This window comes from Actinomadura rugatobispora (assembly GCF_055379765.1).
The window spans coordinates 4,146,679-4,166,893 of sequence record NZ_AP029191.1 but is presented as its reverse complement, the minus strand read 5'-3'; the positions used below and the strand labels follow the sequence as shown (position 1 = coordinate 4,166,893).

General features: G+C 70.1%; 28 protein-coding genes. All 28 read right to left on the bottom strand.

Translation table 11 applies throughout. From position 1 onward, the window contains the following. Positions 1-2: 2 nt before the first annotated feature. A complete protein-coding gene (locus ACZ466_RS18155) occupies positions 3-485 on the bottom strand; it encodes a hypothetical protein (protein WP_378280347.1) in 483 nt (160 codons plus the stop codon). After that, positions 482-1,174, bottom strand: coding sequence for a hypothetical protein (locus tag ACZ466_RS18150; RefSeq protein ID WP_378280345.1), 693 nt, complete (start codon positions 1,172-1,174; stop codon positions 482-484). The genes ACZ466_RS18155 and ACZ466_RS18150 overlap by 4 nt, the downstream gene beginning before the upstream one ends. Position 1,175: 1 nt before the next feature. Then, on the bottom strand, positions 1,176-1,532 hold the full coding sequence (locus tag ACZ466_RS18145; protein ID WP_378280343.1) for a phage tail fiber protein: 357 nt from the start codon (positions 1,530-1,532) through the stop codon (positions 1,176-1,178). An 11-nt stretch (positions 1,533-1,543) separates the two neighbouring features. Then, positions 1,544-5,095 (bottom strand): hypothetical protein, encoded by a 3,552-nt coding sequence (locus ACZ466_RS18140; RefSeq protein WP_464043884.1) that lies wholly within the window; start codon positions 5,093-5,095, stop codon positions 1,544-1,546. 207 nt (positions 5,096-5,302) lie between these two features. Further along, entirely contained in the window at positions 5,303-5,530 is a 228-nt protein-coding gene (locus ACZ466_RS18135) for a hypothetical protein (RefSeq protein WP_378280340.1), read from the bottom strand. A gap of 68 nt (positions 5,531-5,598) precedes the next feature. Further along, on the bottom strand, positions 5,599-6,195 hold the full coding sequence (locus ACZ466_RS18130) for a hypothetical protein (protein WP_378280338.1): 597 nt from the start codon (positions 6,193-6,195) through the stop codon (positions 5,599-5,601). 24 nt (positions 6,196-6,219) lie between these two features. Next, on the bottom strand, positions 6,220-6,708 hold the full coding sequence (locus ACZ466_RS18125; protein ID WP_378280336.1) for a phage tail tube protein: 489 nt from the start codon (positions 6,706-6,708) through the stop codon (positions 6,220-6,222). 9 nt (positions 6,709-6,717) lie between these two features. After that, on the bottom strand, positions 6,718-6,957 hold the full coding sequence (locus tag ACZ466_RS18120) for a hypothetical protein (RefSeq protein WP_378280334.1): 240 nt from the start codon (positions 6,955-6,957) through the stop codon (positions 6,718-6,720). A gap of 15 nt (positions 6,958-6,972) precedes the next feature. Further along, positions 6,973-7,302, bottom strand: a complete 330-nt coding sequence (locus tag ACZ466_RS18115; RefSeq protein ID WP_378280332.1) for a hypothetical protein — start codon at positions 7,300-7,302, stop codon at positions 6,973-6,975. 67 nt (positions 7,303-7,369) lie between these two features. After that, positions 7,370-7,801: a hypothetical protein gene (locus ACZ466_RS18110; protein WP_378280330.1), complete on the bottom strand. Its 432-nt coding sequence runs from the start codon at positions 7,799-7,801 to the stop codon at positions 7,370-7,372. Further along, complete coding sequence (locus ACZ466_RS18105; RefSeq protein ID WP_378280328.1) at positions 7,798-8,241, bottom strand: HK97 gp10 family phage protein; 444 nt, start codon at positions 8,239-8,241, stop codon at positions 7,798-7,800. The genes ACZ466_RS18110 and ACZ466_RS18105 overlap by 4 nt, the downstream gene beginning before the upstream one ends. After that, positions 8,238-8,666 (bottom strand): DUF6093 family protein, encoded by a 429-nt coding sequence (locus ACZ466_RS18100; RefSeq protein WP_378280326.1) that lies wholly within the window; start codon positions 8,664-8,666, stop codon positions 8,238-8,240. The genes ACZ466_RS18105 and ACZ466_RS18100 overlap by 4 nt, the downstream gene beginning before the upstream one ends. Continuing rightward, on the bottom strand, positions 8,666-9,064 hold the full coding sequence (locus ACZ466_RS18095; RefSeq protein WP_378280324.1) for a hypothetical protein: 399 nt from the start codon (positions 9,062-9,064) through the stop codon (positions 8,666-8,668). Before ACZ466_RS18095 ends, ACZ466_RS18100 begins: the two co-directional genes overlap by 1 nt. 19 nt (positions 9,065-9,083) lie before the next feature. After that, complete coding sequence (locus tag ACZ466_RS18090) at positions 9,084-9,326, bottom strand: hypothetical protein (protein ID WP_378280323.1); 243 nt, start codon at positions 9,324-9,326, stop codon at positions 9,084-9,086. Beyond that, a complete protein-coding gene (locus tag ACZ466_RS18085; RefSeq protein ID WP_378280322.1) occupies positions 9,326-9,637 on the bottom strand; it encodes a hypothetical protein in 312 nt (103 codons plus the stop codon). Before ACZ466_RS18085 ends, ACZ466_RS18090 begins: the two co-directional genes overlap by 1 nt. A 2-nt stretch (positions 9,638-9,639) precedes the next feature. Beyond that, positions 9,640-10,824, bottom strand: a complete 1,185-nt coding sequence (locus tag ACZ466_RS18080) for a phage major capsid protein (RefSeq protein WP_378280320.1) — start codon at positions 10,822-10,824, stop codon at positions 9,640-9,642. Between the two features lie 19 nt (positions 10,825-10,843). Then, complete coding sequence (locus ACZ466_RS18075; protein WP_378280318.1) at positions 10,844-11,221, bottom strand: capsid cement protein; 378 nt, start codon at positions 11,219-11,221, stop codon at positions 10,844-10,846. 1 nt (position 11,222) lies between these two features. Continuing rightward, positions 11,223-12,527 (bottom strand): hypothetical protein, encoded by a 1,305-nt coding sequence (locus tag ACZ466_RS18070; RefSeq protein WP_378280317.1) that lies wholly within the window; start codon positions 12,525-12,527, stop codon positions 11,223-11,225. A gap of 33 nt (positions 12,528-12,560) precedes the next feature. Next, positions 12,561-13,106 (bottom strand): GIY-YIG nuclease family protein, encoded by a 546-nt coding sequence (locus ACZ466_RS18065; RefSeq protein WP_378280315.1) that lies wholly within the window; start codon positions 13,104-13,106, stop codon positions 12,561-12,563. Between the two features lie 139 nt (positions 13,107-13,245). Further along, positions 13,246-13,803 carry an HNH endonuclease signature motif containing protein gene (locus ACZ466_RS18060; RefSeq protein ID WP_378280314.1) on the bottom strand — a complete coding sequence of 186 codons (558 nt, stop codon included), beginning with the start codon at positions 13,801-13,803 and terminating at the stop codon, positions 13,246-13,248. A 69-nt stretch (positions 13,804-13,872) separates the two neighbouring features. After that, on the bottom strand, positions 13,873-14,916 hold the full coding sequence (locus tag ACZ466_RS18055) for a phage minor head protein (protein WP_378280312.1): 1,044 nt from the start codon (positions 14,914-14,916) through the stop codon (positions 13,873-13,875). Continuing rightward, complete coding sequence (locus ACZ466_RS18050; protein WP_378280311.1) at positions 14,916-16,535, bottom strand: hypothetical protein; 1,620 nt, start codon at positions 16,533-16,535, stop codon at positions 14,916-14,918. Before ACZ466_RS18050 ends, ACZ466_RS18055 begins: the two co-directional genes overlap by 1 nt. 27 nt (positions 16,536-16,562) lie before the next feature. After that, positions 16,563-18,071, bottom strand: coding sequence for a phage terminase large subunit (gene terL / locus ACZ466_RS18045; RefSeq protein ID WP_378280309.1), 1,509 nt, complete (start codon positions 18,069-18,071; stop codon positions 16,563-16,565). 92 nt (positions 18,072-18,163) lie between these two features. Beyond that, positions 18,164-18,424, bottom strand: coding sequence for a hypothetical protein (locus ACZ466_RS18040; RefSeq protein WP_378280307.1), 261 nt, complete (start codon positions 18,422-18,424; stop codon positions 18,164-18,166). Positions 18,425-18,504: 80 nt separating this feature from the next. Further along, positions 18,505-18,891 carry a hypothetical protein gene (locus tag ACZ466_RS18035; protein WP_378280305.1) on the bottom strand — a complete coding sequence of 129 codons (387 nt, stop codon included), beginning with the start codon at positions 18,889-18,891 and terminating at the stop codon, positions 18,505-18,507. A gap of 97 nt (positions 18,892-18,988) precedes the next feature. Further along, on the bottom strand, positions 18,989-19,168 hold the full coding sequence (locus tag ACZ466_RS18030) for a hypothetical protein (protein WP_378280303.1): 180 nt from the start codon (positions 19,166-19,168) through the stop codon (positions 18,989-18,991). 108 nt (positions 19,169-19,276) lie between these two features. Then, entirely contained in the window at positions 19,277-19,696 is a 420-nt protein-coding gene (locus tag ACZ466_RS18025; protein WP_378280301.1) for a DUF6573 family protein, read from the bottom strand. Between the two features lie 75 nt (positions 19,697-19,771). Continuing rightward, the gene (locus ACZ466_RS18020) at positions 19,772-20,203 is read right to left on the bottom strand and encodes a hypothetical protein (RefSeq protein ID WP_378280299.1); all 432 of its coding nucleotides are present in this window, start codon (positions 20,201-20,203) and stop codon (positions 19,772-19,774) included. Between the last annotated feature and the right edge of the window lie 12 nt (positions 20,204-20,215).

Here is a 20,215-nt window from a genome sequence, read left to right as displayed (position 1 = left end):
GGTCAGACGATCTCTTCGACGACGATCCGGCCGATCGGTCCTGTGATGGAGTCGGCGGGTGTGCCGACCTCTTCGAGGACGAGCCGGGTTCCGGCGTCGGCGACGATCTGTTCCTCCGGGGGCGGCTGGTAGAGCAGGCCGGCGCGCACGTTCCATACGAACCGTGCCAGCTCTGCCGTCGTGCCGCCGGTGAGCTTGGTGGTGTTGCCGGTCTCCAGGGTCGCACCGGATGCCGCGCCGCTGGCTAGCACGGGCTGAAGCGTCGGCGTGGCCCCGCCCGAACCAGAGGTCGGGGAGCCGGTGATGCGCTTGAGGACGAGCGGGATCATCTCTTCCTGCGCGTCGCCCAGCTCGGTGGTCTGGCCCAGCTCGAAGCACAGCAGTTTGACGGGCTTGCCCGTTCCGGCGAGGAGCTCGAAGTAGTCGAGCTGCGTGGTGTGCGCGCCGACGTTGATCGGGGCGGTGTAGCGGCGTCCCATCATCACCTCACGAGTAGGGCTCTGGTCTGGCGGCGCAGCGCCGGGACGGGTGGGGTGGACACGATCGGGCCGGGCTCGCCGGTGGCCGACAGGGCGATGTCAGAGAGGCATCCGGTCCAGGTAGCCGAGTTGAAGGAGCCGATCTCGACACGGTCGCAGGCCGTGCCGACACCGGCGGCCGTCGAGATCGACGCGGTGTCGGACGGCGTGAGGGATGCCGGATTGTCGTAGACGTTGATCACGAGGGTTGCGTTCGTCGCGACGAACTGGACACGGAACCCGACGCGGATCAACTTGCCGGTGGAGATCGCGGCCGTGGTGATCTCGGTGGCGTTGCCTGCGTCAGCCAGGACGAGCGTGCCGTCGTTGCCGTACCGCAGCCTCGCCGTCTGCGACCCGGACGCCACGAACCGGAAGACCCCCGTGGGCGTGCTGGGGTGCGCATGGGACCACAGGTAGAACCGGCCGTAGATTTGAGCGACCGATCCGACGCTGGCTGACGTCCACACCAGTTGCTGCGCGGCCGCCCCGGCGACGACCTGGTAGGCCATCCGGCCGCGGGCGTGCTCGGACTGGTAGGTGATCGTCGGCGTGCCGACGACCGCGTCCCAGGGGTCGCCGGACCCGGACTCGCCGGTGCCGACCGTGGCGCCCAGAACTCCCTGTTCGGCGGTGGCTACGAGCGGGAGGGCCATGTCAGGTCTGAGTGAAGCTCGTGGTGTCGTCCAGGATGTATATGCCCTGGCCGTTGAACGACTCGGGCAACGAGACCACCCCGCCACCGTAGAAGGTGCCGCCGCTGACCACCGACCACGCCCCGAAGTGGGTAACGTCCGAGCTCGCAGGGACGTCGAACGTCTCTGAACCGGCGAGGGTGATCACGCCGCCCGTGGCGGGGTCCCATGCGCCCAGCTGCCGGGCGTAGGCCGGGGATCCGCCCGCCAGCTCGTTGGCTCCTGTAGTCCCTGGGTCGCCGTCGTGGAGGCTGAGCCAGACGGCGACGGCGCCCCAGGCGTCCAGCATCACGTTCTTGCCTGCGGGGCTCAATCCCATGGGTATCCCTTTCAGCCTCGACCGGAGGGCTGCACCGGCAGGCGCCCTTGGCGGCGCAGGCTTTCCAAGCCCTTGGCCAGCCAGTTCTCCGCCTCGATGCGCGACCCGATCACGCCGTGGTTCTCCATCTGGAGCACCACCGTCAAGTTGCCGGCCCCACGGCCTCCACCAGCGCCAGCGCCGCCGCCGGCAACCGCGGCAGACGCGCGGATGGTGGGCCTCACCATCGCCTCCCCAACCCGCCCGGCGTTGACGGCCTCGACCAGGCCAGGATGCTCGGCAGCGCGACGCCGGTTGATGACGTACTCGCCCGCCGTCGCCCGGACCAGGGTCCGGTCATGTCCGGGCCGGCCGGACACCCAGCCGCCGGCCCCATAGCCCGCGATGCCCATGCCGCCGGGGTCCCCGGCGATCTCCAGGGTCTTGGCCTCGACGATGAACGGCCCGCCGGAGGAGTCAACGAACCGGCGGCCAAGCCTGCGTTCGTGCTCGGTGACCGGGCCGCCCTTGGCCTTGCCAGCACCCTTCGGCCAACGCCACTCGTAGCCGCGGGAGGAGCGGACCTCACGGACGCGGGCACCGGTGTACGGGGCCTCGATGATGTAGCCCGGTTTGTCGGAGGCGAGGACGACGTGGTTCATGTGCGGAAACCCGAGCGCACCGGGCCGGCGCCCGGTTGGCGTGGAGTTGGGGTACTGGCTGTAGGTCACCCCGCCGATCGACACGCGCCGCCCGCGCCACCAGGCGTACTCGGTCAAGCCCGAGCAATCGAAGCCCACGGTCCCGGCGCCGCGGCCGATGCCGCGGCTCGGGCCACCCGGTCCGCCACCACCCCAGGAGTAGGGCACGCCGATCTGAGAGCGGGCCGCGGCAACCACGCCGCCGCCGGACATCATCTTCTTGTAGGCGGCGGCGAACACCTTGGCAATGGAGGCGATCATCCCGGCGACGCCGACGTTGATCGGCTCGACCACGTCTCCGACCACACGGGGCGTGGACCGGCGGTCATTGGAGAGCGACACCTTGCCGCCGCGGGCGTAGCCCTGGAGCTGGCCTGCACGGGCCATGGCGCGGAGCCGGTACATCGCGGCGTGACCGCCGACGGCGTCCACTTCCTCCGGCGTCCATACGTGCTCATCGACGCGCAGCATCGCCGGGACGGAGTCACGGGCCCGGGTCGCGCCGGGGACGGAGGCGTAGATGGGGCCGCCGTGGTAGCGGCCCGCCCACTGTTGCTGCTGCTTGGCGTGCCAGGACCCCTGAGCGGTGACGCTGACGTGCGCATCCCGGTTCTTGATCTTGTTCAGTTCGCGCCACAACGCCTCAGCGCGGTCGCGGCCGATCTTCATCGCCGCCGCCGCCCGCAGGAACGCCTCCCGGCTGGTGTTGGTCACCCCGGCCGCATGGCCCGTGCTGCGAGCCAGCGCATCCACCTGCGCCCGCGCCGCCCGGTTGTTGCCCGCCAGCGCGTACAGCACCGGCAACGCATCCCGGATCTTGGTGTTGAACACGCCTTGTGCCGTCGCAGCACCATGCGTACGGGCCGCCTTGGTCCGCTCCTCGTTGGCGGCGGCGCGGACCCGGTCGATGTAGCCCGTGACCGCGGTCGTCCCCGAAGTGGTGGCCCCGGTAAGCCTGACGTAGGCCCGCCACAGCGCCTCAGCCGACGCCTTGCTGCCGAGCATCGCGCTGGCCTGCGTGATGAACGCCTGCTTGGAGATGTTGGTCTGGTTGATGTTGAACCCGGTCACCCGGGCGAGGGCGTCGACCTGCGCGCGGGCTTCACGGTTGCCGCCTGCCAGCGCGTAGAGAACTGGCAGGTACTGGTTGACGGCGGCATTGGCCCGGTTGGTGTCGCCCGTGAGCTGGAATGTCGAGGTGTGGAGCTGCTGCAGGGTGGTGAGCTGCTGAGCGAAGGCGTTCCGCAACTGCAAGCTGGCGGCCGAGGACCCGTCCATGCTGCCCTTGGCCTTGGACATCTGCTCGGCCAGCGTCCGGAAGCCCTCCTTGAGCTGGGTGGTGGCCTGGTAGGCAGCGATGCTCGGGGTGAACTGGGCCTCGAACGCGGCCTGCAGCGCCTTGAGCCGGTCGGTGAGGGTGAGTGCCTTGTTGCCGGCGTCCTGGAGGGCGAACGCCATCTGCTTCATCGGCTGGTTCGCCAGCTCGACCGCGGCCCGGTACCGGTCGAGTTTCGCCGCGGCCTGGTTGGTGATCTTCCCGGTGCCGTCCAGCGCCGTCGACAGGTCCACGCCCGCGGCGTCGGCCATGCGGCGGGCCTGGTCGGCGGTCACGCCGTACCGGATGCCGAGGATGTTCGCGGCCCGGTTGATCGTCTGGATCTTGGCGTCGGTCGCCTCGATCTCTTCCTTCAGCCGCTTCTGGGCATCGCGCATCCGCTCCGCGGACTGCCGCGCCCCGTCGGTGCCCTCTTTGGAGGACTGCGCGGTCTTGACCGACTTGCGCTGTGCCTCGTCCGCGGCGCGGACCGCGTTGACGTACCGGGTCTGGAGTTCGTTGCGCAGCGACTGGTAGCCCTGCAAGTTGTTGCCGGTCGCCCGGTGCTGGATCTTGAGACCTTCGATCAGTTTGTCGGTCTCGGTCTTGGCGTTCGCCACGTGGATCGCGAACAGCACCAGCGCGGCGCCGGCGGCGACGTACAGCGCCGGGCCCGCTGCCATGACGCCGTGCAGGATCTTGGCGGAGCGGGATGCGCCGGCGTTCGCGGCTGAGAATGCGCGCATCCGGTCCCGGGTGCCGCCCACCATGTTCGCCACCCCAAGCAGCGGCGCCCGCAGGAGCAGTGCAGACACGGCGAACTGCGCCAGCATCGGGTTGAGGTTGGCGACCGCGTTGATCGCCGACAGGGTGCCGTGGGTGAGCTGCAGCAGCCCGATGCCGAGCGGCTCGATGTCCTGCAGCAGGTCCAGGGCGGTGTCCCCGGCGGTGACGAGCGTTCCGCCCAGGACGTCCAGCGCCCGAGGCGCCTCCCGCCCAGCCCAGGCGAGGAACTCCCCGCCGACCCGGTCGCTGACGAACTCGTTGATCCTGTTGATGAAGGTCTGGATGGAGCCGGATGTACCACCGACCAGGGTCGCGATCTGCGGCAGCAGCCCCCGCGCCGTGGAGATCATGGAGTTGAACGCTCCGAGCGCCTGCGGCTCATAGCTCTTGGCGAGGGCTCTGTACTCCTGTGTGAGGGCGCGGACCTGGATCGCCGACACCCGCTCCTCGGCCGACAGCTTCGACCAGTTCTCGGCCAGGTCCTCTTGCGCGGACACCACCCGGTAGACCGCGGGCGCGGCGACCGTGGCGAATGCACCGAACGCGACCGCGGCGGACACCGCTGCCGCACCAGCAGATCCTGCGAGGGTGATGAGGGAGACCAGGGTGCCCCGCTGTGCGGTCAGGCCGCGGGTGGCCTGCTCGGTGGAGCGGCGGTTCCGGTTCTGCGACTGGGTGTTGCGATCGTTCTCCTCGGTGCTGCGGCGGGTCTCGTCGGAGTTGCGGCGGGTCTCCTCGGACTGTTGCCGTGACTCCTCGGACTGCTGCCGCTGCGTCTCCATCAGGCGGCGCAGCTCGCGCTCCAGCCGGTCGGCGCCGCCGCGCTGCTGCTCGAAGGAGACGCGGGCCCGGTTGGCGTTGCGTTCTGCCTCGTCGCCGAACCGGTTGACGGCGCGTTCGGCGGCGCGCATCGCGGCGATGAAGGCGGTGACGTCCGCGCGGAGCCGGACGGAGACGGTGCGGTCTGCCATGGGCGCGGGTCACCCCCTTCACCAGGTGCGGTGGACGCGCCACCTCAGCGTGTGGAAGTGCGGAACCTCCGCATAGTCCTTCTGGCCGAGCCTCAGGGCGTCACAGCCGTTACACCGGACGGGGGGCTCGGTCTTGTAGCCACCGAACGCGTCCGGGTGGGTCGTCTCGGAGAGAGGCTGCCCACAGCCGGTGCAGGTGTCGGCCTCGACGTCGAGGAGGGCGATGGCCTCGGCTCGGGACTCCACGTCCCATTCCGGCTCGGTGATGGTCTCCGAGCGGAGCAGCCGCCCGTCCTCTCCGTAGGTGTAGGTCGTTACCCGGCGAGGCTCCCAGCCGAGGAGCCGCCGCCTGCTGATACCCCAGGCGCGGGCCGCTTCGACTTCGGCGCGGTACTCGCCAGAACCGCGGAGGCCGCGGCGGATTTTGGGATGTCGACCCGTTCCCGATTGAGCTGCGCAGGGCACAGGAACAGGTCCATCTGCTGCCCATCGGTGAGGACGTCACACAGGTCCGCGACCTGCTCGACCGTCATCGGCGGGTCGATGCAGCACTTGGAGATCAGCGTGTGCGGGAACGTGTGCATGTTCACCCCGTACAAGGCGTCCATCTGGTCGTCCTTGCGCGGCGGATGCTCGGCGACCAGGTCCCGGTACTCCCGGCTCGGGAGAGCGCGGAACGCGAACGGGTGCGTGTGCTCCCTCATCTCCCGTTCGATCTGCTGAATCTCCTCGGCGACCTTGCGGGCCTTCCCGCCGTCCGCCAGCGACGAGCCCTGCCTGTCCGCCTCCTGCGCGTCCTGGAGTTCGCGTTCCAGGTCCTCGTGGCGACGCTGCAGGTCGCCGCGCAGGCAGAGCGGCACGCTGCCCTCCGGCAGCTTGGCGCTCTTGAGGATGTCCTCGAAAGTGGCCATGGTGCGTTGCCCCCGCTCCCCGGCTCAGGCCGCGACGACGGCGCGAGTGTCGGGCGCCGTGTGGTTGAACAGCTTGATCATGAACGTCTGCGGCGTGTTCAGCTCCGGCGGCTGGTCCCGCTGCGTACCGCACCGGACCGGGTACACCTCGACGCGGTCGTCGGCGGCAAACGTGGTCTCGTGCGCCTTGTCCCGTCGGACGATCAGGTAGCCGAGCTGGCCGGCGACGAGGGTGTTGTAGCCGACGTCCTCGGCCGGGACCTCCTTGCGCTTCACGGTCAGCTCGATCTGGTACTTGGTGGTGCCCGCGTCCTCGGTCTCGCTGCGGCTCGCGAGGGCGGTGTTGTCCACGGCCTCCTGCTCGGCCTCGATCTGCAGCCCTTCCTTGGTGATGAACTCCTGGAGGGCGGTGCCGCCGTTGCATTCGGAGGCGGTGGGCGCGGAGATGGACGCGACGGACAGCGCGAAGATCACGGCGACGTTGCCGTCACCGAGCAGGTCGGCTCCAGCCATGCGGGATCACTACTCCTTGGGGTCGGCCGCACGGCTGCGGCTCTTGCGGGCGGACTCGGTCGTGGTGCTGCTCGGGGACCCCTGGTCGGCCGGGGTCTCCGCCGAGGTGGACGCCGGCTCGGCGGGGAGAGCGGGCTCCTTGGCGGGGATGGGCTCCCAGTCGGGCCAGTGCGGCAGGGCGGTCTCGGCGATGTCGGTGACGACCGAGTGGTCGTCCTTGCGGCGGCAGCGGACGAAGCCGACGGCCATGGCGGGGCTCCTTCTTCAGATCCGGATCGCGGCGATGGTCAGCGACGTCGTGCCGGAGTAGGTGATGGACGCCAGGCCCGTGGAGGCGCGGAAGGTGTCGTCGATCGGCCCGATCATCCGTTCGCCGGCGTTGGGGACTGCGATCTCCAGGTCGTCGACGGCGAGGCCGTTGTAGGTGCCAGGGGTGACGATCGTGACGGTCTGCGGCGACGAATGGCCGTTCTTGACGTGCAGGAACGTGCGGGGTCCGGTGCGGACGGTGTCGCCGCCGCCGCTGGCGGTGACGTAGGTGGGGTTGAGGCCGGTGCCCGCGCGGGTCACGGCCTGGACGTTGAGCTGGGCCAACGGACTCTCCTCCGATGTGTGGGCATGGCTGAGAGCCCGCGGGTGGGCGGGCTCGCGTGAGACGGGGTCAGGTGGATTGGGTGCGCCAGCGGATCTGCAGCACGGCGTAGTGCTCGGGGGGCACGACGGTGTCGTCGCGGGTCGCGGGCCGGTCCACCAGGAGCTCGCCGCGGTAGGACGACCTGCCCGCGATAGCGAGCCGCTGACCCACGAGGGCGACCTTCACCATGTCGGCGAGCGCCTCGGCGCCTTCCTGGGTGGCGCCCACGCAGGTGGCCTGCACCGTGTAGTCGAGGTACTCATACGGCTCCGCCACGTTCCCGTCGGGCGTGCCGGGGGTGGGGAACAGGACGGCGTAGGGGATGTGCTGGGAGTTCTGGTCCTGGCCCTGATAGCCCGCGCCGGGTGGCTTCTCGCCGCGGCCGACCGCGACGTCCGCGACCTGGAGGGCGGCGACCACGGCGTCGGTGTGGGGCCGAGCCGGAGCGACCGGAATCACAGGATGTCCCCGGCGGCCCGCGCCATCGCGGTCACGGCCTGCGGTACGTGCCGTTCGAACGCCGGGATCATGTAGGGCTGTGGCGCGGTGCCCGGGTGCCAGACTCGCTCGCGGAAGTGGTGGGTGCCGTTGGCGACCCAGTGGAGTCTCGGGCCGCCCGGGCGGCGGCGGATCTCATGCGGCAGGGTCCCGAACTCGACGTGCCCTCCGTACGAGGCCGTGGGGCCAGCCTCGAACCCGAGCCGATCAGGGTCGATGTCGACGCCGATGGTGGCGCGCAGGTGGCCGGTGTCGACCGGCGCCCCGACCTGTCCGGAGCGGACGACGTCGTGGCCGATCCTCTCGGTGATGTCCTTGACCTTCTCCTCCACGCGGGGCCCCGCGTCGCCGAGGTCGTCTGCAAGGCGCCGTACCTCCCGGACATCCATCGTGATCCTCACGTGGTGTCCTCCTGCAACTCCTGGGTGAACAGCACGCGCTGCCACTGCTCGGACGAGTAGGACACGTCGATCACCCGCGTCGTGAGCCCCACGAGCCCCGCGTCCTGGGCGGCGGTGATGCGGACCTGGTCGCCGAGGCGGATCGTGGCGGCGTCGTAGGTGATGGTGACCTCGTAGCGGCGCGGCGTGACCTGCCGTTCTCCGCTGGTGCGGTGGCGGCCCTCGTCGGTCGCGCGGGGCACGACCCTGCACGGCCCCGTGTAGATGGTGGTGGCCTCGCTGGGGTCCCAGATGCCGGTCGGCCCGGTGATGCCCTGACCGGTGGCGCGGGCGATGACGCAGGTTGCGGTCATCGCGCTGGTGGCCGTCGGCCGGTGATGGCTGGACCAGTCCGGAGGGATGACGTGCGTGCCGGGGAAGGGCATTACCAGTCCACCGCCTCGGCGCCCTCGGCTGTCCAGCGGCGCTGGAACGGCGGGACCATGTCGACGATGTCGAAGATCCCGCCGCCGTCGGGGTCGTTCTCCTCGTCGTCGTCAGCCTGGCCGCGCAGTGCCGCAGCTTGGGCGCGCAGCTCGGCCGCGAGCTTGGCAGCGTCGGTGGACAGGTCCTGGGTGCGGATGACCTTGCCCACCAGAGCCTCGGACGCGGCGATGGCCTCCAGCGCGCTCGCGGCGGCGCGCTTGATGCGGGGGGTGCCGGCGCCGCGGGCCATGCTCAGGAACGCGGCGATCTGCTCGTCGGTGAGCAGCAGATCGGGTTCGTTGGTGTCGGCGATCAGGAGGCGCACACGACCCGCGTCGGTGGTGTAGTCGATGGGCATTGCGCCTCCTCTCGCGTGGTCAGGTGTCGATGAGCCCGGCGTCCCGGAGGCTGTCCAGGAGCGCGTTGAGCTTGGTCTTCAGCTCGTTGATCAGGTCGGCCTCGGGCTGTCCGTAGGTCGCGTCCGCGTTGGCCGTGGCGACGTCGGCGACGGCCGCGCCCTGGGTGAAGCCGCCGACGTCGCCGAGCTGGGCGGCGGGCACGTGGCCGCTGGAGTCGAGGGTGGCCAGCCCGTTCGGCTGGCCCTTCGCGGTGCTGGCCATCAGGTGGCCTCCTTTTTCGGGGCTCGCTTGCGGGTGGTCTGGGCCCCTGTCTTGGCCGGGGAGGTGCGGGCCGGGCGCCGCGCCGCAGTGGCGCCCGGCCCTTCGCCGCCCCCGGAGGGCTCTGGGGGCGGCGCCTCCCCGCCGCCTGCGGGGGCGGAGGCGGCAGGCTCACGCAGCTCCACCGACCCGTCCGGCCGCTCGGCCGGAGCCAGTGCGGGGAGACGGTCACGGATCTCGCCGAGGGTGTCGAGGATCGCCGCCAGGTAGGAGTCCGTCGGTGTTCTCGGCGTGCGGAGCTGCCTGTCGGTCATGGTCAGGAGCCAGAGCCGTTCGAGGCCGCGGCCATGCGGTAGTCCATGAGCGTGCCGCCCAGGATGTGCCGCACCTTGTGCCGGATCGCGTCGGTCTCGAAGTCGCCGTCCTCCACCGGCACGGACCCGCCGCCGACCCGCAGCGAGTCGGGGGCCTTGACGAACACCTGCGGCTGCTCGTAGCCGCGCAGGAAACCGATCTCCATCGCCGGACGCCCGGCCATGGTGTTGGCGATCAGGTACCAGGCGGTGTTGCCGGAGGTGGTGTCGACGATCGGCAGCCACGGGTTCACCACAACGCTCACCTTGTTCCGCAGCCAGTTGGCGGTACGGAGCTGGTTGTTGCCGGTGCCGTCGCCGCCGCCGGACGCGGCGAGCACCTCCGTGGCATTGATGATGTTGTTCGCCACGACCTCCAGCGCCGGCGGCACGACCAGGTTCACCGACTGGATGAAGATCGGGTTGCCGTCGCGGTCGCGCTGCTGCCCCATCTGGGTCATGCCGTCCTGCAGTCCGTCGACCGACAGGACGGGGTTGCCGGTGACGATGTTGCCGTGGCCGACGGAGAAGAACGTGGAGTTCGGGCCGGTGGACTGGGCGAACAGTTCGGTGACGAACTTGTCCTCCGTCATCCTGGAGGCGCGGCCCAGGGTGATGGGCAGTTCGCGGAACATGTCGAGGTCGTCGTTGACCCGCATCTCGAAGGTGTGGTCGAGACGCCGGCCGCGCTTGGAGACCCGGTACTCGTACTCGCCGGGCACGACGTCGGCCTCGGGGTACTCGCCGCGCTCGGGGACCTCGCCCAGCACGGCGGCGCCGCCGTCGAGGGTGTAGCGCTTCACCGTGCGGAAGTCCCTGACCGTGCCGCGGCGGGTGTACCGGGCCCACTCCGACGGCCAGTCCTGGTAGGAGCCCAGCACCTGCCGGTCGAGGATGTCGGCGAACAGGATGCTGAAGTCCGAGGTGGTCATGGCCTCCTCGAAGTCGAGCATCGCGCGGCGGTTGCCGTGGACGGCGCGCTCGTACAGGCGCCCCGCCTCGACCAGGTCCCGCTGGTAGTTCGGGTTGACCTGCTGCCGTTCGGAGAGCTTGCGGATAGCGTGGCCGGCACCTTCGCGCAGCCAGGACGGGGTGGCCTTCGCGGCGGGGCGGGTGCCCTCGTCGGCCAGGACGTCGAGGTTCGACATTGCTGGTTCCTTCCTGGCCTCAGTAGCCGATCTTCACGCGGATGGTGGTCGTCGCCCCCGAGGAGACGGCCTCCAGCGCGTAGCCGAAGCGGACGCCGTTGGTGGAGTCGGCGTTCAGCTTGTGGGGGGTGGCGGCGGCGTCGTAGTAGACGATCGCGCCGACGGCGATGGCCGCGTTGGTGGTGGTCTCACCCTTGACGGGCAGGTCGAACACGCCGTCGGTCTGGATGGTGGCCATGCCGTCGTCGGCGTCCTCGGTGGTGAGGGCGACGCCGGGGAGCTGGCCGATGACGACGGGGTCGCCGGACATGACGAGGCCGCCGTCGCCGGTGCCGGTGACGCCGGAGACGTTGGCCTCGAACTGGGTGCCGTGCTCGTACACGCGGTTGGTCGCCATGTCAGCGTCCCTTCGCGGCCGCGCTAGCGGCCGACTCGGTCATGCCCAGGGAGGCGAAGACCTCGCCGAGCTCCTTCTCGGTGTCGACTTGGGGCTCGGCCGAGCCACCGAGGCCGCGGACCTGGCCCATGCCGGACTCCTCGGCGAACGCGGTCAGGTAGTCGCGCTGCTCCTGGATCGCGGCCTTGATGTTCTTCACCAGCGCGGCCTCGTCGAGGGCGCCGTCCTCGTTGAGGGGGACGTTGGGGCCGGTGACGGAGGCGATGACCTTGGCGTGGGCGACCTTGGGGAGCGTGGACTCCTTGAGGCTCTCGATCGCCTTGTCGCGAGCGGCGTCGTTGGCGCGGAGACGGAGGTTCTCCCGCTTGCTCTCGGCGAGGTCGCGCTTGGCCTCCTCCAGCTCGCGGGACTGGTCGCCGAGCTTGGCGATCTCCAGCTCGGCCTCGGCCAGGCGCTGCTTGGTCTCGGCGAGTTCGGTCCGCAGGGTCGCGGCCTCGCTCACGTCGGTCGGGGCGCCGCCGCTCGGCGACGTGCCCGTGGGGTCTCCCATTGGAGCTCCATTCGTGTTGGGCAGTGCCGGCGGCGCCGGCGTGATGGTCTCCGCCACAGGGGCGGACGTGGGGGTGCCCGGCTGGTAGGGCACGTCGACCTGGGATCGGGCCCATTCGAGTGCCTTGAAGTCGGGGGGCAGGGTGATGCGCTCGTCGCGGATGGCGGGAGCGTCTTCGGACAGCGCCATCTCGTGGCGTGCGGCTTCGAGGACCTCGACGATCTGGCCGCCCCGCCCTGCTCGGGTCACGAAGTCGACCGAGATGCCCTCGGTGAGCTCGGTGATGATGATGCCCTCGCGTCCCTCGGCCTCGCCGTGCTCGGCGATCCCGGCCGCGCGGATGGACACGCCGATGTGCTCGGCCATGTCGGTGAGGAGCTGCTGGTAGGGGCCGAACACGCGGGCCTCCGCGTGCAGGGCCCCATGTTCGTAGGTGGCGGGGGTGGTGAGCACAGCGGCGAGGTCACGGACGGAACGTTCGGGGCGTTCGACGCCTTCGCTGGCGGTGGGGTGGTCGAGGTACATGTGGGTGCCCGACGGCCAGATCTGATCGTCGGCGGCCTTGCGGAGGACGGCTTCGTTGTAGTGCCCGCTGCTGCCCCATCCGGGGGAGATCAGCTTGATCCGCATCCGTTCGCCGGTCCGCTGCTGCCCGCGGGTGGCCTCGACGAGCGGGATGGACTCGGCGAGGGTCTCCTTCACCGTGCTGCCGGAGCCCCGGCTGTTGGGGTACTTGGCCTCGTCGAGGGTGGGCATGGTGTGCGTCCTCCATCCCGGGCGGGCCGGTGGTCAGGCAGCGTTGCGCTGCTGGTTGCGGTTCACGCGGGAGATCCAGCGGAGGAGTTCAGGCGAGGGGCGGAACCACTCCCCAGTGGCGCGGACCTCACGGAAGCGGTCATGTATCTCGCTCTCGGTACGCCGATCTCCCCAGTGCGTAGCCAGCAATTCCAGCGGGCCGTGTTCGCGCTGGAGGGTGAGCTTGCGTTCATGGAGACGAGCGCTAAATCCGATCTTGATAAGGCCGTCGCCTCGGCGGAGGTAGTAGACGACCGATGGGCCGTCCGGATCCCATCGGCGTTCTTGGCGCTCCTGTTCCGCACGGCTGCGCTCGTGCTCTTGGAACTCTCTGAGTCCGGCCCTGGCCGCCGCCCGGATCGCGGGGACATCTCCACGACCGCCGCTGCTTGCGCTTCGAACGGCATCAGCTATGGCCTTGAGGTGCTGCGCACATACCCACATGCGCGCGAATTCCGCGTCCGCCCACCGGCTGCACCTGGGGCCGCGCCGCCCGCCGTAGCCGATGGTGAACCAGTCGCATTGGTGTGCCTCGCGCATGCGGGCATGGCCTCTCGTGCTGGGGAACGGGTGCCCGGCCTGGCCTGCCACCCGTTCCCCAACGGGACAGGTCAGGCCGGGAGATCAGGGCATGCAAAAGGGCCGCACACCAGGACGGCCCTTCACGCCAGTTGAACTGTCAGATCTTCTTCCGGTGACGACGGCGATCTGCCAGCGCTCGGCACTTGCGGCAGTCGCGGCCAAGGCCATCGGGACGCTGGTAGGTGTTGTCGGCATCGAATGGGTGCCCCAACGAGCACTGCTGCTTCCTGGCGTTCTGGCTGGCGATGGAGTCGCTCCGCAGGTTGTTCACTCGCGGAGTAACTGCCTCCAGGTGAGCCGGATTGACGCAGGCGCGATTGCGGCAGAGGTGGTCCACCTCGAAGCCATCCGGTATCGACCCGACCGCCATGCGGTATGACACGCGATGCGCGTAGGTGACCCGGCTGCCGTCCCAGAACTTGCCGTAGCCGTCTCTGTCTATGAAGGCTTTCCATACCCAGCAAGGGCCCAGGGTGGGGTCAAGCGCTGGGATTGGCCCATCTTGGTTGATCTTGGCGTGGAAGCGTTCGTCAAGACTGGGTGCGGTGTAGTTCGGATCACCCGTCTTGCGCCACTTGCCGTAGTGCTGCGTGCACCAGCCCCGTCCGGCATGGGGCTTGTCGCAGCCATCAATGGAACATGTACGCTCGGTCACGTCGGTCCCCTCCAGCGGGATCGGCCACGCCCCGGGGGTGCTACCAACACCCGCCGGGGTCCTCCTATTTTAGCGGCTGACCAGGTCTTTTATGGGAGTTACGTTCCAGCTCGGACGCCATCCCGGGTTGTCCCTGAGCTGCGCGAAGTCCTCCCACGCGACCGCGCCACGGTCGAACAGTTCGAGTCGCGCCGCCCCCATGATCCGAAGCTGCGTTGCACGGGGCAGCGCCCAGAAAGCGGCCTCCGCGTTCGGGATGTCGTCTTCCGGTTCGTCGAGGTCAATCCCGAGATCGCGCCATGACATCGCTCGGGGGGCGCGGCTGCATCGGCAGTTAACGTGGCCTTGGGGACCGGGCTCTGTGAGCGGGTGGTCGGTTCCGTGGCGACTCCAGCAGGCGATGCACGTGCGGTCCGAGAGTTCTGCCAGCCAGGTCCAGCCTGCGAGAACATCGCGGCTGGCGTCTTGAATGGCTGCTGCTGCTTCCCGGTAGGCGCTGATCGTCTCGGTCCTCGCAATCGTGCTGGCCCTGGTCAGACCACCATTGAAGGCACCCTCCACCTGCTTCACCATCCGCCGGGCCGAGTCGCGAGGGTTCCGCCCGACCTGCACGCCCCGCACCAGTTCCCGCCGCATCGCCGCGTCCGCGTCCCGAGAGAGCGGCCGGGTGAGCGAGATGATGCGCTGCTGGGCGCGGGTGTTGATGGCGTCGATGGCCCGCTGGTGGAACCCGCCCGGCCGCGGGGTCATGGTGGCGCGGCCGGGCGGGAGCTGCGAGTCGATGATGGCCGCCTGGTCGGCGGCGGCCCTCTCGGTGGCTGCGCTGGCGGCGCGGGTGGCCTCGGTGGCGGTGAGTTCGGCGAGGGTGTCCAGGGCTGCGGCAGCGTCGCCTAGGGCTTGCTGGAGGGCGGGGTCGGTCTCGATGGTGCGGCGGCCCGGCCAGTCCTCGCGTCCTGCGAGGAGGGCGTCCAGGGCGGTGGTGAAGGGGGCTGTGAGGGCGTCCCAGGCTCGGACCCAGGCGGCGGTGAGGGTGCGGATGACAGCGTCTACGGCGCGGCCTGCGGCGGTGATGGCGGCGCGGGCGAGGCCGAGGGTCTTCGAGGTGAACGCCATCAGGATCCTCGGGCGTCGCCAGCGTTCTGGTCGTCGTCCGGCGATTGCTCGTCGCCGCCGGTCACCGGCGCCGGATCCTCACCCCGCCGGAACCGGTCCACGGCCACCTGCCCCGCCGTCACACCCGGCGGCACAAACGCCCCGTCCGGCCCCGTCAAATCCTTGAGGATCTCGTCCACGTCCTGCACCCCAAGGGCCTGCAGCAGGAGGCGGGCCACCACGAGGGGCGGCAGGTAGGTGGTCTGGTCCGCCTTGAAGATCGCCTCGATGAGCTGCAGCGGATCGATCTCGTGGACATCCGGCCACACGATGTCAACGGTGGCCTCGGCCCTGCCCCGCAGCTTGAGCTGCTCACGCGCCCCCGTCTGCGTGATCGTGCCGCGCAGCGCACCCTGCGGAGCCCGCACGGAGGAGGCGATGACGTGCCGCAGGATCGCGGTCTTGGCCTCCTTCCACACCGCCCGGCGGTTCTCCGCCATCATCTCCGTCGGCGTATCCAGCGTCTCCGCCGTCGCCCTCGCGCCCGTCACGCCCGGGTCGCCGAGGAGCATCGTCACCGGGACGTCCATTGCGGTCGCCGCCATCGCGGCCAGCGGCCGGCCCGACTCGGAGTCGATCGTGGCGCCGGTTTTGGGGAGCGCTTCGAGCATCATGTCCGGCGGCAGGACCGCGGTCGCGCCGGCGTAGTTGCTCTCCCCTGACGCGGACCGGGACGCCGCCTCGGCGAGCCTGGTCCGGGCCTGTGCCTGCTTGGAGCCCTTGCTGGTGAGCTTCCAGGCGTACCGCGACAGGGCCTTGATGAGCCGAGCCCAGTCCGTCAAAAAATCTTTGTACGCGTGGGCCCAGTCCACGGCCGCGTACGCGTCGCCGACCCCGAAGGCCCAGCCGTCCAGGGCGTTGACCTTGATGTGCACCATCGGCGCGTCCCAGCGCACCTCGACAGGCGCACCGGTGTGACGGTCGCGGACGTTCCGGGGCCGCGTGGTGGGCCGGTAGCCGAGGGCGGGGAAGTACACGACGCGTGGCCGCTGAATGATGCCGCCGCCGGGCGCCTGCTCCTCAATCCAGGTCTGGTGCCGGTAGAACCAGGGGTCCGACTTGTCCTCGGGGTTGGCGATCACGTCGGTGATCTCGTCCCACGGAACCTTGCGGATCTGCACGCGGCCGGTGGTCGGGTTGGTGAACAGCGCGACGAACAGGTTGCCGTCGGTGCCCAGCGACAGTTCGTTCTGCTGGCGGGCGGTAGCGCCGAAGAACGCCCGCTGGTTGCCCTCGTCGTCGAGGAACTCCTGCACCACCTGGTTGACCTTGGGGTCGCGGGCGGTGATCTCCACGCCCTTGCCCCACACATACGCCTGCCGCAGCGACAGTCCGCGCTTGATGAGCGGGGACTTGATCGCCATGACGCGGCATACCGCCGTGATCTGCCGGAGCCCTTCCCTGCTGAACTCCTGGGCGGCGGAGGCGGTGAGCTCCTGCCAACCAGGCTCGTACATGCGGGCTTCGAGGTCGCTGATCGACTCCTGCAAGAAGTCGACGGTGCGCCGCTCGGCGGACAGCGCCTCGGCGAGGTCGGCGCGGCCGGTGGCCCGGTACCAGGTCTCCTGGAGGCGATCCATCACGCGCACGATCCGGGCCTCCGTTCCTCAGTAGGGCGAGATGCTGAAGTGTTCGAGGCTGGCGTCGAGGTCCTCGTCCTGCACGACGATGCCGCCGGTGAGGATCGGGTTGAGCAGCAGCCGGTTCAGCGCCTGCGACGTGGCGTCCACCTGGTCATCGTGGGCGCCGTTGGGGAAGCTGGCGTGCTCGTCGATGTAGCCGCCGACCCAGGGCGCGAACTCGGGGGCGGGTAGGTGGACGGCGGCGGCCTCGACGAATGGGGACACCGCGGAGGCTCGGGCTTCTTTGGACCCGTCGGGCTCGACGGGGATGAGGCCGTGCACGGTGCGGCTTAGCGCGTTGATGACGGCGGTGCCGTTGGCCTTGTCCTCGACGTACTTCGCGGTCGCCTGCGGCCAGCGCGCCGACAGGGTCCGCACTGCCTTGAGCGTCTCCACAAAGCTGAGCCGTTCGCAGATCTGGTCGAGGAGGTACACCTCCAGGCCCCAGCGCCCCCATACCTGCCCGACCACGTAGTCGGAGCTGCTGGTGTCCTTGAAGGCCATGTCCCAGGACTGGACGACTTCGTCCGCGCCGGGCGCCCAGCGGGTGCCGTCCGCCTGCTCGATCCAGCGGGGGGTGTCGTACCAGCGCCACCAGTCCCGATGGAAGATGCCGCCCTCGGCGGGGGCCGGCCGCCCCTGGTAGAGCGCGTTCCAGGTGCGAGACCCCGACCGGGTCTTGATCGCCTCCCACTGCGCGGCGGTACGGCCCCGCGCCGACAGCATGAACTCGCCCGGCTCGCGGCCGAGCGGGTCGGTCTCGCCCTGCTCAGGCCGGTGGTCGGCTTGGGCGGGGATGTTCACCACGCGCCACAGGTGCCCGTCCTCGGCGGCGAGGAGTTTGCCGATGAGGTCTTCTTCGTGCCAGCGGGTGGCGATGACGACGACGGGGGCTCCGGGGGCGAGGCGGGTGGAGCCGACCTCCAGCCACCAGTCCCAGACGCGCTCCCGGTAGGTCGGGGAGTCGGCCTGCTCGCGGTCCTTGATCGGGTCATCGACGACGAGGAGGTCGACTGGGCGGCCGGTGAGGCCACCGCCGATGCCGACGGAGTAGACGCCGCCCTCGTGGCCGGCGAGTTGCCATTCGTGCTGGGCGGACAGGTCGTCGCGGACGCGGAGGCCGAGGGTGGGGCCGTGGGCGTTGATGTCGTCGCGGATGACGCGGCCCCAGCGGCGGGCGACACCGTGCTCGTAGGAGCAGATGGCGATGCGGGTGTCGGGATTCTGCGCGAGGACCCAGGTCGGGAACCTTCGAGAGGTCCGCTGGCTCTTCCCTTCCTGAGGACTCATGGAGATGAGGAGCCGGCCGTCGGGGGTGCCGTGGAGGCGGACGAGCTCGTCGTCGATGAGGTCGAGGGCGGGGGTTTGGACGGTGCGGGGGTCGAGGGTCTGGGCGAGTTCCCCGGGGGTTTGCCAGCGGCGGGTGGTACCGGTGGCGTAGTGGCGGAGCATGGCTTGAAGGACGCCCTGCTGTACGAAATCGAGGGTGGTCACCGGCCACCTCCCCCGGGTACGCGAAAGGCCCGCGAGCTGATGCTCAAGCGGGCCTGTTCGTGGCGATGCGTCACCACATTGATCGCAGGATGTCACAAATACTGGTCAGCGTACAAGCGGGGCGGGCGCGTCTTGCGAGGCCGACCCCGCTTCGCACCGTGCGTCTCGGCTTCAACTTGCTGTGCGTCGCCCAGGCGGATTAGGGGCCGGCCGTTGTCGGTGTGGTCGGCGGGGGTGAGTTTGCCGCGGCGTATCCACTGGTCGATGGCGCGGTAGGAGACGGCGCCGTCGAAGAAGGTGGCGAGCTCGCTGACGGTGAGGAGGACGTCTTGGTTCATGCCCCCGGCGTTCATGAGACAAGAGTAGCTTTCCGTCTCACGTCTCACGCCGGGGTGGGCGCTCCGCCACGGGGCAGCGGAGCGCCCACACGAGATCAGCGCCGCTCAGCCAGGTAGACGTGCACGACGACGGACTCCTCGTCGACCGTCACCAGGTACTTGCCGAACGCCTCCTCGTCGTCGATCCCCTGCTCGACGATCCGCGCCTGGTATGCCTTGCCCCAGGTGCGGATCTCGATCGGCTTGATCGTCTCCCCCGGGGGAATGCGCCCCTCCACGTGGATCGCCCACGCCTCCGCGAAGTCGTGCAGGTTGCCGGTCTCCAGGAGCTCGGGGGCGGCGAGGCCCTGCCAGACGTAGAGGCGGGGCCCGTCGGCGAGGCGGGGGCAGAGGCTGGTGTGCCTGGTGAGGATGACGTTGTCGAGGGTCTCGGTCGCGCCGGGCGGGCAGTGGCAGGCGGGGGTGTGGGTGGTGGTGGTCATGGGTCTCCTTGTCGGTTGGTGGTGCGGGGGCGGCGGGACGCTTGGCGTCCTGCCCCGGGCTCGTACGTGGCGGGCCGGACGAGCCCCGGGCGGGATGTCAGTCCTCGCTGGCCTCGTTGCGCAGCCGCACGGGGCGGCGGATCAACTCCAACGCGTGCTTCCTGGCCCGTGCCGCGGACTGCTCCTGCATGCGGGCCAGGATCGGAAGGACCTCCCGGAACCAGTGCTCCAGCTGCTCCGGGGTCATGGACTGGAAGGGGTTGTCGTTTTCGGCCATGGTCAGCACCCCTCGCGGCAGGTGCCGCCGGTCATGGGGACGCCGCACTCGGGGCAGTCGTTGCTCTTCATCTGGCTGGTCCTCTCGCTGCTGGGGATGGGGCGGGCGTCAGTCCTCGCCGGGGAGGCTGATCGTGATGCCGTCGGGCAGGAGGGTGGCGATCAGGTAGACCGGCGTCGGCTCGATGTCGCCGTCGGGGCCGGGGCGGGCGTCCCGGGCGACCCGGTACACCTTGAAGCAGGCGGTGGCGGCGTCGCTGCTCAGGCCGCGAACGGCGCGGGCGGCCATCCAGAGCACGTCCCACAGGCGGCCGTCTTCGTCCTGGATGGCGCCGGTGCGGGCGTGGTCGTCGTCGGTCCAGGCGACGCAGTCGGCCCACGCGGCGCGGGTGAGGGTGACGGGGGCGCGGAACTTGGCGTCGTGGGTGAGGGCGTCGGGTGCCTGGATGAGGTCGCCGGCGGCGATGGCTTCGGCGCGGGTGTGGGTGTCGATGGGGGTGCCGTAGATGCGGGTGGTGTCGTCGGTCATCCGGTTGTCCTTCCTCGGGTCTGGCGTCCTGTCCCGGGCCCGTTCGCGCGTGACGGACGGGCCCGAGGCGGGGCGTCAGAGCTCCTCGGCGGCGATCTCCGCGCGGATGTAGGAGGGGCCGAACCACTCCGCCTGGCTCGCCTGGCACCGGCAGCCGCCGACCGGCTCGCCGAACGCGCACAGGCACGTCGTCCCGTCCTCGCTGATCCCGTCGGGGCGAACGCGGCACCCATCGCACTCGAAGGTCTCCGCCTCCGGCTCCTTGCGTGCCTGGAGGGCGTGGTCGACGAGCGCGTCGAACGCGGCCCGGTCGGTGGCGCAGTCGCCGGAGGTCCATCCGCAGTAGCAGTCGACGCGGTGGTGCACGGGGCCGTAGTCCACGCGGCGGCCCATCTCCTGGACGCCGATGCCGTGGACGCCGATCGTGTCGGCTTCGGTGTGCTCCCAGGGGAGTTCGGTGAGGGCGGGGTGGGTCCAGTCCTCGGGGTTCATCGTGATGGTGGTCATGTGGATCTCCTT